The 13,365-nt window shown below is 39.4% G+C and carries 9 protein-coding genes; 7 read left to right on the forward strand and 2 right to left on the reverse strand.

Annotated features, from left to right (window positions below; genetic code table 11):
• Nucleotides 1–102 precede the first annotated feature (102 nt).
• Both M899_RS06315 and M899_RS06320 read left to right on the forward strand, forming a co-directional pair.
• Entirely contained in the window at nt 103–738 is a 636-nt protein-coding gene (locus tag M899_RS06315) for a L,D-transpeptidase family protein (RefSeq protein WP_021270594.1), read from the forward strand.
• Nucleotides 739–830: 92 nt separating this feature from the next.
• On the forward strand, nt 831–2,489 hold the full coding sequence (locus M899_RS06320) for a YiiX/YebB-like N1pC/P60 family cysteine hydrolase (protein ID WP_021270587.1): 1,659 nt from the start codon (nt 831–833) through the stop codon (nt 2,487–2,489).
• Between the two features lie 35 nt (nt 2,490–2,524).
• On the opposite strand, the gene M899_RS06325 is transcribed toward M899_RS06320, so the two are convergent.
• Entirely contained in the window at nt 2,525–3,427 is a 903-nt protein-coding gene (locus M899_RS06325) for a hypothetical protein (RefSeq protein ID WP_021270583.1), read from the reverse strand.
• A 208-nt stretch (nt 3,428–3,635) separates the two neighbouring features.
• Here M899_RS06325 and M899_RS06330 point away from each other — a divergent pair, with 208 nt between their 5' ends.
• The 3 genes from M899_RS06330 to M899_RS06340 all read left to right on the forward strand — a co-directional run bounded on the left by M899_RS06330 (nt 3,636) and on the right by M899_RS06340 (nt 11,562).
• Entirely contained in the window at nt 3,636–4,205 is a 570-nt protein-coding gene (locus tag M899_RS06330) for a hypothetical protein (protein WP_155897117.1), read from the forward strand.
• Entirely contained in the window at nt 4,202–10,396 is a 6,195-nt protein-coding gene (locus M899_RS06335; protein WP_021270592.1) for a PKD domain-containing protein, read from the forward strand. Before M899_RS06330 ends, M899_RS06335 begins: the two co-directional genes overlap by 4 nt.
• 185 nt (nt 10,397–10,581) lie before the next feature.
• Nucleotides 10,582–11,562 carry a hypothetical protein gene (locus tag M899_RS06340; RefSeq protein ID WP_021270590.1) on the forward strand — a complete coding sequence of 327 codons (981 nt, stop codon included), beginning with the start codon at nt 10,582–10,584 and terminating at the stop codon, nt 11,560–11,562.
• A 243-nt stretch (nt 11,563–11,805) separates the two neighbouring features.
• Here the strand turns inward: M899_RS06340 and M899_RS18665 are convergent, their stop codons facing one another.
• A complete protein-coding gene (locus M899_RS18665) occupies nt 11,806–12,378 on the reverse strand; it encodes a hypothetical protein (RefSeq protein WP_021270599.1) in 573 nt (190 codons plus the stop codon).
• Between the two features lie 205 nt (nt 12,379–12,583).
• Between M899_RS18665 and M899_RS06350 the strand changes: the two genes are divergently transcribed.
• A complete protein-coding gene (locus M899_RS06350) occupies nt 12,584–12,985 on the forward strand; it encodes a type II toxin-antitoxin system RelE/ParE family toxin (RefSeq protein WP_021270585.1) in 402 nt (133 codons plus the stop codon).
• Complete coding sequence (locus M899_RS06355) at nt 12,982–13,299, forward strand: helix-turn-helix domain-containing protein (protein ID WP_021270588.1); 318 nt, start codon at nt 12,982–12,984, stop codon at nt 13,297–13,299. The genes M899_RS06350 and M899_RS06355 overlap by 4 nt, the downstream gene beginning before the upstream one ends.
• Nucleotides 13,300–13,365: the final 66 nt, after the last annotated feature.

Below are 13,365 nucleotides of genomic sequence, written 5' to 3' on the forward strand. Positions count from 1 at the left end.
GAATTTTCTCTAGATACAGAAAAAATTACGGCCTTTCTCTACTCTTATTCCACTGGTCCTAAAAAGTGATATAAGTGCTTATTCTTTTAATTAGAGGTATTTATGAAGAAATTAGTGGCAGTTATGATGGCGTTTTTGTTTGTCGCGTCAGCATTTTCTGAAGATAAAATTGACCATATTTTGGTTTATAAAAATGAGAGAAAAATGATTCTTTTATCTAAGAATCAAATCATCAAAGAATATAATATCGCTCTTAGTATTGCCCACAATAATCCCCTTTTCGAAATGGGACCTAAACGTCTAAGAGGTGATCAGCGCACTCCTGAGGGTGAATATAAAATTGTTAAAAAACGTGTGAAGACAGGTTACCCAAAATCACTTCTTATCAATTATCCAAATGAGAAAGATATTGAGTGGGGGAAGGCCAATGGATACTCTAAAAACGAACTAGGTGATCTTATTTTGATTCACGGTTTTCCTTACAGACCAAATTCGGCCGTTAGAAATTTCGTATCTAAATTTGGTGTTGAAGAAGATACTCTTGATTCATGGTTGAGAGATTTCTTCTATCCAAATTTCGATTGGACAAACGGATGTATGGCCGTAACAGATGAAGAAATGAATGAGATTTTTGATCTTATTGAAGAGGGAACACCGATTACGATTAAAAGATATGAAAACGAATCTCGCTCTCATATCCCAAATCACCTTGAAGCCTATCCCATCAGCTACTACTAAGTAGCTGATTTTCTTCTTAATCAATAAAAAGAATTAATTTCCTGACTAAAATTATCCGAAAAGCCTCTAGATAACGTCTACCTGGAGGCCATATGAAGGTAAAGACACTCATTGTCGCAACCTCTGTCGTACTTACTTCCTGTTCAAGTTGGACAGGTCCCAAGCGCCAAATCGCTTCAGTCTCAGAATCTTCGCCATACTACAAAGACTTTGTAGCTTACGAAGAAAATTTTGAATCCTTTAATAAAGACATTTCCAAATCTCTCGATCTTAGAATTAGGGCGATGACTTTTTACGATAACGTAAAAGACAAAGTTCTTACAAGTCAGGATTTGGAGCTCATTCATACGGCCGCTAAAGAATATGCTATTAATCGCGAATCACTTTTATCGAAAGTTGAGGATGAGAAATGGTATTCAGATGATGACGTTAATTTCAATGTTGTAGCGACACCTACAAAAATCGATAAGAAATATTCTAACTGGTTTGAGCGCATGTTCTCATTCGCTTATAAATTCGATAAAGACATTAAAATATCTTTAAATCCAGACGATGATTTGGGACGTTTGAATATTCTTAAAATGAAGCAATCTCTGGTCGCGGCCATGATGCTTTATGATAACTACATCTTGGCGATTATGCCTTATGATGAAAATAAAAAGCTCAGAAGAACTGTCAATTTTGATAATGTTGAACTCGATGATTTAATTAAAGAGATTACTGGGAACTTTAGAAAGCTCGATAATTATAAGAGAACTCTTCGTGTTGTAGAGTATGTTCAAGATATCATTGACTGGGAAAAGAAAAATCCAGACAGTGAGATTGTTAAAAATAGCTATAATGCCTATTTAAATGAGCTTATCATCGGAAGTTACACTTATGGTCACATTGGTAAAATTACGATGGGACAAAGAATCAAGTTTAGGCTTGAAAGATTCGCGACAATTATTCGCGATGATATTTTCAAAATTGGTGACAGTACAATGAACCTAATCTCAATGGGATTTGGAAATACTGTTGGTCTAGTGCAAACAAGATCTGGAAAGCTAAAAAACATTTCTATGAATGAAGAAAAATCGATTCGTTCACAACTTAAACCTCTTGATATTCTTCTTGAAAAAACGCCATTTCGTTTAACGGATAAATTTATTCCAGGACACTGGGGACACGTGGCAATTTGGGTTGGTAATAAAGAACAACTTCAAGAACTAGGGATGTGGGATGAACTTGATGAGCTTTATGAATATGCTGTAGACGTTAATGATTATAAAGGTCCAACATTTAAAAAACTTGTCGAATCGAATCACAATATTGTTGAGGCCCTAAGACCTGGTGTTCAGCTCAATTCTCTTCGCCACTTTATCGACATTGATGACTTGGCGGTGGTCAGACCAAAAGAGGAACTCGATCTCGAACAAACAAAGCACTATATCAGAAGAGCGTTTAAACAAATCGGTAAAGAATACGATTTTAACTTCAACGTACAAACAGATAAGAAAATTGTATGTTCAGAGCTTGCTTACGTGGTTTTTGAAGATTATGAATGGCCGACAGACAAACAAGCTGGTCGTTATACAATTAGTCCCGATCACGTCGCAGTAAAAGCAAAAGAAGATGGTCAGTTTATGCCAGTCATGATTTATCATGATGGAAGAAAAATTTCTAAAAACTTGCAGAAGAATTTTAATTTACTTTTAGATTTAAAATACGATCAAATTCGTTATGAAAAAGCGATGCGCAGATTTAGATAATATGAAATAAGGCCCCAGTTGATGGGGCCTTTTTTTTAGATATTGATACAAGCAATAAGATCATTTACGTTAGAAGTTGCATAATCACATTTTTCTACAACCGATTTTGGATTTCTTGGTCTGCGAATTCCTACGGCCTCTAGACATAGTTTAAGTTCATGGCCATTAGAAGTTGCATAGTCACAAGCATTAATAATTCCAGTTGAAAGCTCGTACTTTTTGGCCGTGCTCATACACATTGTCAGATCACTACCATTTGAAGTTGCATAATCACAGGCAGAAATTTGCTCTGGTGTTAAATCTGGTTTTTCATAATCATCACCACGACATAGTCTTAAATTCTTTTCAAGCTCGTTCGTACGATTTCTTAGACTTACAACTTCTCCTGAGCATTGTTTTAGTCCATTGTTTAGTGTATTTTTTTGAATTTCTAAATTTGAAACTTCTAATTTCAATTTTTCAATAACTTCTTCCCAATGACTATTTCTTTGCCCTCTTCTTAGGTCGTCATTTTCGTTCCTAAGAAATCTAATCTCATCTTTTTGACGATCCATTGCAATTTTCATATCGGCAATTCTTTGCTCTAGTCTTTGAATATAGCGATCATTATTTTCACCTCTATTTCTTTCACCATTAACAGCATCTTCAAAAACTGTTGAATCTCTTTTTTCACATTGAACGGCCTTGTTGCTACTGCAAAAAATCCCGCATTCTTTAAGGGCCTCTGCTTTTGCGGCCTCTTTTGTTTGGCCAATACCTGTGTAAGGGCCAAAGCCTTGGTTCTTAGTTTGGCAAAACCATGGTTTATTAAAATTTTCGACTCCCTCAGAAACTCGTGATGAAACAGCGTTGCGAATTGACTCTTCGTTTAGAAAACCGTGAGCTTGTGAAGCTCCAAAAGTGAAAAAGAGTGCGCTTAGTAATAATGTTTTTTTCATTGTAGACCCCTTGTTAGTTAGTGGGCCCATTGTGCTGCATCTTGTCGTCATATACTATGAACACTCATGAACATTTTTAAGTGACTGAAATTACTAGATGCTCACCGAGACAAAATGGTCTTTATTTTTTACAAGGTCTTCCCAAAGCCCGCGTAAAATTGTTAGACTTTTATAAGGGTGCATGATGTACCCCATAGGCAAGGAAGCCGTGAAACACGTAATTTTACTCGTTATTCTCTTTATTCATAACTCTATGGCAGGGGTTCTTCTCGAACCGCATACCTCTATTAACATTTCTGGTAGTGCTACACTTTTAGGTGAGAGTTATTCTCTTTCGGCCTTTGATGGTGGAATTGGCGTTGGTTATCAAAATACGTGGAAATTCTTTAAAGGCGAATTTGTCGGCAACTACCGCAACTTTGAATCTGAAGCTGGCAAGAATGAAAGTTTCATCGGCCGCCAATTTGTTGTTGGGGCAGGACTTAATTTCTCCAATGCCTTTCGCCTTTTTGGCGGGATGATTATTGGGGCACAAATGAAGAGTAATGCTGATCAAAGTATTTACTCTGGATCAGGTTTTAAAGGAGAGCTAAGTTTTATCGTTTATAAACCGTGGAATATGTTCTTATTCACGGAATATAAATCAGAAACTTATAGCAAAAGAAAATCAGCTAGTGGAGTTGTGACTAAGCTTGAAGGTGATTTGCAATTAAAGGTAAGCTCTTTCGCTCTTGGTGTCAGTTTTCCTTTTGACCTGTGGGGAAGACAGATTCGATGAAAAATTTATTCATCTTAATCCCATTGATGTTCTTCTATGCTTGCGTTGGTGGCGGTAAAGGCGAATCTATATTCTCTCCAGTTATTGAGGAAGAAACTCTTACAGTAGATGCTGGTCCTTCACTTTATACAAGTTCATCCAAGGCCACAAACTCAACTGTGAGTACAGCTCCAAACAGAGTCTTTCTTTGGGAAAAATTATCAGGACCAGGAACGGTTACATTTTCAAGTACAAGTGTGCAAAACCCAACTGTCAGTGCCAGTGCTGAGGGAAGTTATGTTATTAAGCTCACTGTAACTTCTGGATCGAAAGTTGTTTCTGATACGACCGCATTTATTTTAGATATGACAAACCCGACTGTGAATGCAGGAGTCGATAATCTTTTGGCCAATGGTTCTTTCACTCAAAATGGGTCGGCCAGTGATACAAATCCAATTTCATTTTCTTGGACAAAGACATCAGGTCCCGGAAATTTAGTCGTCGCAAATAATGGGGCAACTCCAACTTTAAGTGTCACAAGTGATGGTTCATATGTGATTCGTCTGACAGTTACTGATAACGCCGGCAATAGCGCTTTTGATGAATTTAATCTTGATTGGGATAGCACAAGTCCGAGTGTCAATGCAGGTGCGGATAAAACGGTGAACGCTTCTTTCACGCAAGATGCAACCACAAGCGATGCCCATGCTCTTACTTATCAGTGGCAAAAAGTTTCAGGCCCAGGAAATATTACTTTTGGTAGCGGCACAAGTGAAGATACAACGATTTCTGCAAACGCCGATGGAAGTTATGTTATTTCTTTAACGGCCACGGATACATTTTCAAATTTTACAACAGACACGATTACTGTTTTATGGGATACGACGGCTCCTATCGTTGATGGTGGTGCTGATATCAACACGAATCAGGCCGTCACAAGAACTCTTGGCATCACTGATCTCACCGCGACAACAGTTGTATGGTCAAAAGTTTCTGGACCAGGGACAGTAAACTTCAATACAGTAAATTCTAAATCTCCAACGATCTCTGCTAGTGCAGAGGGAACTTATGTTATTCGCGCCACTGTAACTGATGCTCTTTCACAAGTGGGCACAGATGATGTGACTCTTATTTGGGATACCACAGCTCCCGTCGTTAATGCTGGGGCCGATATTCAAATTAATGTGGCAACCAATATTAATGCCACGGCAACTGATACAAACACGATGACTTATAAGTGGACCAAAGTTTCAGGTCCGGGCACTGTGGTTTTTGGTAGCGACACAAGTGAAGATACAACGGTGGCCATGAGTAGTGATGGCGCTTACGTTTTACGTCTAACTGTTACAGACGGAGCAGGCAATAGTGCCAGCGATGATATTCAAGTGACATGGGATACAACTGCGCCAACAGTAAATGCTGGTGTTGATAAGGTGGCCAATGCACTTTTTACTCAAGATGCCACGGTAAGTGATACCAACGCTGTGACTTATCAGTGGTCAAAAATTTCAGGGCCTGGAAATATTACTTTTGGATCGGCCACAAGTGAAGACACAACGATGACGGCCGATGCCGATGGAGTCTATTCAATTCGCTTAACTGTAACTGACGGCGCTGGAAATAGTGCCAGCGATGATATGCAACTCACTTGGGACACAACGGCCCCTGTGGTTAATGCTGGCATTGATCACAATACAAATACTATGATTTCCGAGGACGCCACGGCCACTGATCTTACGAGTATGACTTATTCATGGACTAAAGTATCAGGGCCTGGAAATGTGGCCTTTGGAAGCGCTACAAGTGAAGATACTACGATTACTCCTGATTCTGATGGAGTGTATATTATTCGCTTAACGGTCACTGACTTTTTTGGCCTTTCAACTTCTGATGATATTACGGTGGAATGGGATACCACAAACCCATCTGTGAACGCTGGTGTGGATCAACTTGTAAACGCTTTAGTTACTCAAGACGCCACAGTAGTTGACGCCAACTCATCACTGACTTACCAATGGGTAAAGGTGACGGGACCTGGTTCCATTACTTTTGGTACGGCCACAACTGAAGATACCACTGTTTTTGCTGACGCCGATGGAAGTTATATTATTCGTCTTACTGTTACTGATGGGGCAGGGAATACGGCCAGTGATGAGTTCTCTCTCACTTGGGATGCTTCGCCTCCAGTTGTCGATGCGGGAACAGATAAAACGGTTCTTGCCCAAGTAAATCAAAACGCCACAGTGACAGATGCTACGGCAATTACTTACTCTTGGACGAAACAATCTGGTCCGGGAGTCGTCACTTTTGGAACGGCCAGTGCCGAAGACACTTCACTGCAAGCGAATTTAGACGGTGTTTATACAATTCGTCTTACGGCCACAGATGCCGCAGGTAACTCTGCCTTTGATGAGATGACTTTCACTTGGGATACAACGAATCCTGTCGTCAATGCCGGTATTGATCAAGAGACCAACGTTCTTGTCAATCAAGATGCAACAACCAGTGATCTTACGGCCATGACTTATCTGTGGAATAAAGTTTCAGGTCCAGGTGCCGTAAGCTTTGGCTCTGGCACAAGTGAAGATACGACAATTTCAGCTAACGCAGATGGTGTTTATGTTATTCGCTTAACTGTTACAGATGAAGTGGGCCTAACAACTTCTGATGATATTAATTTCACTTGGGATACTTCAAATCCGATTGTAAATGCAGGTACAGATAAGATTGCCAATGCTCTTTTTACTCAAGATGCGACAGTAAGTGATGCCACAACTCTTACTTATCAGTGGTCTAAAATTTCAGGGCCGGGAACGATTACTTTTGGTTCGGCCACAAGTGAAGATACGACCGTTAGTGCAAGTGCTGATGGGGTTTATGTTATTCAACTACAAGCAACGGACGTTGTTGGAAATGTGGCAACTGATACTTTTCAATTAACTTGGGATGCGACTCCTCCAACAGTGAACGCTGGGGCCGACTCTTCAAGAAACGGCATTTACACACAAGACGCCACCGTAACAGATGCAACCTCTGTTACCTATGCTTGGACAAAACAAAGTGGACCGGGCCTTGTTATTTTTGGAAGTGATAATGCAGAGGATACAACGGTTTCTCCAAACGCAGATGGAGTGTATGTTCTTCGTCTTACTGTCACTGATGCCGCAGGAAATACAAATTTTGATGAAGTGACGCTCACTTGGGATACAACTCCTCCAGCTGTGAATGCCGGTGTCGATGTTGAAACAAATGTGGCCGTCTCTCAAGATGCAACCGTCACTGATAGTACGGCCATTACATATTCTTGGACCAAATCATCTGGACCTGGAACGCTAACTTTTGGATCACCTACGGCCGAAGACACGACGATCGCTGCTTCAAGTGATGGGGTGTATGTGGTTAAACTCACGGCCACAGATGCTCTTGGAAATAGTGCTTCTGATACAATTAATTTCACTTGGGATACGACCGCGCCAGTGATTGAAGTGGGAAATAATATCATTGCTTCTGGTATGTTCAGTATTGATGCGAGCTCTTCAGATCTTACCGCCATGACTTACTCTTGGACTGGACCTGGGGCCATTAGTTTTGGAACACCTGCCGCAGAAGATACAACCATTTCAGCTTCGGCCGATGGCAGCTATCTTATTACTCTTACTGTAACGGACGCTGTTGGAAATAGTTCAAATGATTCTTTCACTCTGACGTGGGATGCGACAGCTCCTGTTGTCAACGCTGGTGTTGATCAAAATACCAATGCCATGTTTACTCAAGATGCTACGATCACTGAGGCCAATATTTCAACGATCCAGTGGTCAAAAGTTTCAGGGCCTGGAACCATTTCATTTGGCAGTGCCACGAGTGAGGACACAACTGTTTTTGCTTCGGCCGATGGAACTTACGTTATTCGCTTAACTGTTACAGATATTGCGGGCAATGCTTCTAATGATGAGTTTACACTGGTGTGGGATAACACGGCCCCGACTGTAAACGCTGGTGTGGATAAAATAGCAAATGCGAGCTTCACACAAGACGCCACCGCCACTGATGCAGGGGCCATGACTTATTCGTGGACAAAAGTTTCAGGACCAGGAGTGGTCACTTTTGGAAGTGCGACGAGTGAAGATACAACCATGTCAGCTTCAGTTGATGGCGTTTATATTATTCAATTGCAAGTCACTGATGCCATCGGCAATAGCGCGACAGATACCATGCAACTCACTTGGGATACGGCGGCTCCAACAGTGAACGCGGGTGCTGATAAAGTGGCAGGGGCAACTTTCACACAAGACGCAACCACAAGTGATGCTACGACCATGACTTATTTATGGTCAAAGCAAAGCGGTCCTGGAAATATTGTTTTTGGTTCAGGTACTAGTGAAGACACAAGTGTCACTCCCGATGCCGATGGGGCCTACGTTGTACGCCTCACTGTTATAGACGCTGCTGGAAATTCGGCCTTTGATGAGTTCGCTCTAACTTGGGATGGAACAGCTCCAGTTGTAAATGCGGGTGTGGATAAAGTAGCGAATGCAAGCTTTACTCAAGACGCGACTATAACTGAAACAAATATTTCAACCATCCAATGGTCAAAAGTTTCTGGACCTGGAACCATTACTTTTGGAACACCAAATACAGAGGATACGACAATCTTCGCATCAACAGATGGTGCTTATGTTATTCGCCTAACTGTTACTGATACTGCGGGCCATTCCACAAGTGATGATATGAATCTTACTTGGGACAATACTTCACCTGTGGTTAATGCTGGCGCTGATGTCATTGCCAATGCGGCAAGCTTACAAAATGCAACTGTGACAGACGCCTCAAGTTTAACTTACCAGTGGTCTAAAGTTTCAGGGCCCGGAAATATTTCTTTTGGCACGGGCACAAGTGAAGATACGACTATTAGCGCTGATACTGATGGTGTTTATGTGATTAAGCTAGAGGCCACTGATGCTGTCGGAAATATTGGAAGTGATACGATTAACTTTACTTGGGACGCCACAACTCCAGTTGTGAATGTGGGCAGTGATATCGCCCTTAACGCCCAAGGATCTATTAACGCCACAGTTACTGAGGCCAATGTTTCCACTTATGCGTGGACGCAAACTTCAGGCCCAGGCACTGTTACATTTGGTTCTCCTTCAAGTGAGGATACAACTGTGGCCGCCGATACGGATGGCGTCTACGTTGTGCGCTTAACAGTAACAGATATCGCTGGAAATTCTTCTTTTGATGAACTCACTCTAACTTGGGATACAACGGCGCCTGTGATTGCGGCCATTGCTACAATTAATGGATCTGGTGTGACGCCAGAGCTTATTGATGCCACTGTGACGGATTCTACCGCCCTGACATATTCATGGTCACAAACTTCTGGTCCAGGTGTCATCACTTTTGATTTTACAAATCTTGAAGATACTAATGTGACGGCCGACACTGATGGAACTTATACGATTTTGTATCAAGTGACGGATGCTCTTGGAAATACCAATTCACGTTCGGTTACACTTAATTGGACGGGCGCTCCTCTTATGATGATGGCCTTTTCGATGAGCGCAGAAAGCTTCTCTGGGCCTGAGAGTTCAAAAGTCGTTCTGTCTGTTGAAGGTGAGGGCCAAGTTCGCATTGAAAGATCCCTTGCTGCCAATCCTAAATCATGTGGTGAAGGGGAAGTAGTTTACAGCGGTAAAATAGATGGCGAAACTGAGTTTGTGGACGTCACTCCTTTTGCTTTTGGAGAGTATATCTATAAAGGTTGTGGCCCTGATGGCCAAGAGCTCGATCAAGCAAAAACTTCTTCGTCATTTTTTCATGAGTACATCTCTCTTTCAAAAAATCTTTGCGATGAAAAAGGCGAGGGCTGGACTTACTTTAAAAACACAAATTTCGACAAAATGAATATCTACTCGGCCGTGATTAATCACACGAGAGAAGTTGTGGCCTTCGACAAAGAAGACTTCATTTCTTACCTTGCTGCAACCGGCATTAATGAAATTTGTCTCTCAAAACTAGACCTTCCAATTGTCACTTTCACAGATGGAAAACTCTCTTTTGACTCTGTCGAAAAGGCACAAGCACTCATTGAAAAAGTTCATTTCTATGATGAATCAGGTGTGATCTATTCTCTTGATAGGGAAGAGTTTAAGGCCGAGGTTTTAATTCCTGTGGCGCCTGAGAGTTCGTTTTATTTGAATTATCGGTTTTAAAAAAAAATCAATTTTTCTTAATGAAGAATCTTCCGCATTTTTTTTGTTTGAATTGTTGAAGATAATTAGATGATCATTGTCTCTAAAATATATTCGCTAAGAGGCTTGCTTGTAATAAAAATTAAATGGTCACTTTAGATTCGATAAATTCATACTGTTTTGTCAGTATTGATCAAGGAGCATGTTTGAGTTTAATAAATACTATAGCCCAAGTGAAATTTAACTTCAATAATTTAAAAAATGAATTTGATATGACCGTCCTTGAAAATTGTAAAAATTTTCCTGCATGGAATAATCACTCTTTAGAGGATGTAAGATCTCAGTACGATGCGATTATTTCAATTTTAGAAGAAGCGATTGAATTGAATGATCTAGAAAATGTGCCTCTTAATTTTCTTATTAGTTTATCAAACTCGATTGCCGCTATATTAAACAACTTTAGAAATCTTAAAAACCAGTTAAATCAGCAACATTATCATCAATTATCTTCTCAAATATCATCCCTACGAGGACAGTTAAGAACTTTTGGAATAGAGGTTTCATTTATTAGAGAAAGAGCTTTAGATGAACTAAGATTAAATACTGGGGAACTATTATCGCAACTTGAAAAAGAAAAAAAAGAATTTCTAAGCCTGAAGAAAGATTTGGGTAGTTATGTTGGAGGAGCAGTATCTAGTGCTCTTTCTGATTCTTTTAAAAAAAGAAAAGACTCTTTATGGATAGCAAAGTCTTTTTGGCTATTTTTATTTATTGGAGTTGGTTATGTCACTTATGGTGATACTAGAAATATTAGTAAAGAGATCGAAATAGTTTATAAAACTAGCATAGAAAAAGAAGCACAGAACGAATCAACAAAAAGTACTTCTGATTTGTTAATTGTATGGTTAGTTCGGTTGCTGTCTGTCTCGCCAAATGTTGCTGCTCTTTGGTTCATTGGTACCCAATATCTGAAGGAGAGACATTTCGAAGAAGAAGTCGCTCATAAAGCTTCTGTTGCGAGTTCTCTTAAAAACTATAGCGAGTTATCTTCAAGTGAATCTACTCAAAATGAGATTATATCGGCAGCATCTAATGTCGTTTTTTCCCCTCCATCTTATAAAGATGGATGGGGAGGCGTTGAGAAGAATTTAAAGAAAATTGCGGAAATAACAAGTCATTTAAAGTGAAAACTTAATCGGATAGGTATTCAATCGAAAGGACAAAGTTAATTTTTCAGCATAGATTCCAATAGATCATAGCGTATACAATATGCCAAGCGCACTGTTTGCGAAGATGATTTTGGAGCCTCTTGCGTGAATGAAGAAGTTCAAGCACTATTTTTCGTAAACAGCGCGTTTGACTCATCTTTTTCGTAAAGGTCTGCTGGGACTTATTTTAATAAAGTAATTTCGATCTCTTTGAATACTTTTCTATTTGATATAATTATAGATTTCAGAAAGTGAATAATTTAAAATTAAATCAATCGAAATAAGTAAAGAAAGAAGTGTTGTAGACTCTTTGATTGTTCTTGTTCGTTCTTTGTAGAATAAGTTTAGATAATTTCTTGCGACAATAACCATAAATAGAATGAAGAGCAAAAAGGCCGTGACTCCGTATATATTCATATAATTGTTATTAATTTTTGTAAGTCCATGCCCAATTAATACAATAAAGATTAAAGGCCATTTAGCACTAAGACCTCCCATAGAGAGGGCTCTTAAGCTTCTGTTGTCCTCTGTCTTAAAAATTGAGAACATCTTTTTTAGCAAGAATACTAAAATAAAGTTAGACAGAAGGACTTGAAGTAACACTGACCCCATACGAGCGAGTGGGGAAAAAGTTGTCGTTGTCGCAATTACAGAAAAGTTAAGGCAAAGAACTAAGTTATAAAACCATGCTTGAGCTAGGAGGAACAAGAGCACCAAGGGGCCAATTATATTATCGCTGTCTTTTATTAGCCTTTTATAGTTAAGAACGCTTTTGTTTAAATTTTTCTTTTTCATTGGAAAGATGTCCTAATCTCAATACCTTTCAATAACGAAACATTTTATCATTATCAGTCATAAATCTAAAGAAAAGATTTCTTTATGTTTTATAAGAGTCATTTAGCGTGTGTTTAAGTTATTGAATCTTCGATATATGTTAAGTTGTTGAAATAAATGCCGTAAAGGGAATATTCTCTTGAGTGCATATGCCTTTGGAGTTATGATGAGCATATGGAACATTAAGCAAACAGTGGAGTTCCAAGATTGGTTTGATGAAGCTGATAAGGTCTTGCAAGAAGATACGGTTGAGCATGTGAAGCTGCTTGAACAGTTTGGGCCCCACCTAAAAAGGCCCCATGCGGATACTCTTAAGGGAAGTCAATTAACCAATCTTAAAGAATTGCGGTTTAATAGTAGAGATAAGGTTATAAGAATATTTTTTATCTTTGATCCTGATCGAAATGCAGTTCTCTTGATTGGTGGTGATAAGGCCGGAAGTGGCGATAAAAGTTTTTATGACAAGATGATTGATCAAAGCGAAAGAATATATGGTCGATATCTTGATGAAAGAAAAAATGAAACTGTGAAAGAGCAGAAGAAAATAAAGAAGAGGAAGAAAAAATGAAAAAGAAAACTAAAAAGCATAATCAAGATTTTTTCTCTCACGCTAAGGAAGTTATGGGGGAGAAGAGATATGCTAGGGCCCTTAAAAAGGGGCAAGCGCAAGTTAATGAACTTCGCTTGAAGATGGCACGCGAGATGATTGGTTTAAACCAATCTGATCTAAAGGGAATGACACAACCAGAAGTTTCAAAAATTGAAAAACGCAAAGATCTGAAAATTTCAACTCTTAATAAGTATGCAAAGTCGATGGGGATGAAAGTTAAGATTAGCTTAGTTTCCGAAGATGATGATCAGCAGATCGCTATTTATGGTTAATTGTGTTGAAGGTGATAATGTCTGTATCAACTTTGTTCGCTATCAACTCATATAGCATATGACGCA

The organism is Bacteriovorax sp. BSW11_IV (assembly GCF_000447755.1).
Lineage (GTDB): Bacteria > Bdellovibrionota > Bacteriovoracia > Bacteriovoracales > Bacteriovoracaceae > BSW11-IV.

What these genes read in the sequence shown, in the direction of transcription:
- M899_RS06350 (WP_021270585.1), top strand. Translation starts at nt 12,584, where the DNA reads ATGAGCATATGGAACATTAAGCAAACAGTGGAGTTCCAAGATTGGTTT.
- M899_RS06355 (WP_021270588.1), top strand. Translation starts at nt 12,982, where the DNA reads ATGAAAAAGAAAACTAAAAAGCATAATCAAGATTTTTTCTCTCACGCT.
- M899_RS06325 (WP_021270583.1), bottom strand. Translation starts at nt 3,427, where the DNA reads ATGAAAAAAACATTATTACTAAGCGCACTCTTTTTCACTTTTGGAGCT.
- M899_RS06320 (WP_021270587.1), top strand. Translation starts at nt 831, where the DNA reads ATGAAGGTAAAGACACTCATTGTCGCAACCTCTGTCGTACTTACTTCC.
- M899_RS06335 (WP_021270592.1), top strand. Translation starts at nt 4,202, where the DNA reads ATGAAAAATTTATTCATCTTAATCCCATTGATGTTCTTCTATGCTTGC.
- M899_RS18665 (WP_021270599.1), bottom strand. Translation starts at nt 12,378, where the DNA reads ATGAAAAAGAAAAATTTAAACAAAAGCGTTCTTAACTATAAAAGGCTA.
- M899_RS06315 (WP_021270594.1), top strand. Translation starts at nt 103, where the DNA reads ATGAAGAAATTAGTGGCAGTTATGATGGCGTTTTTGTTTGTCGCGTCA.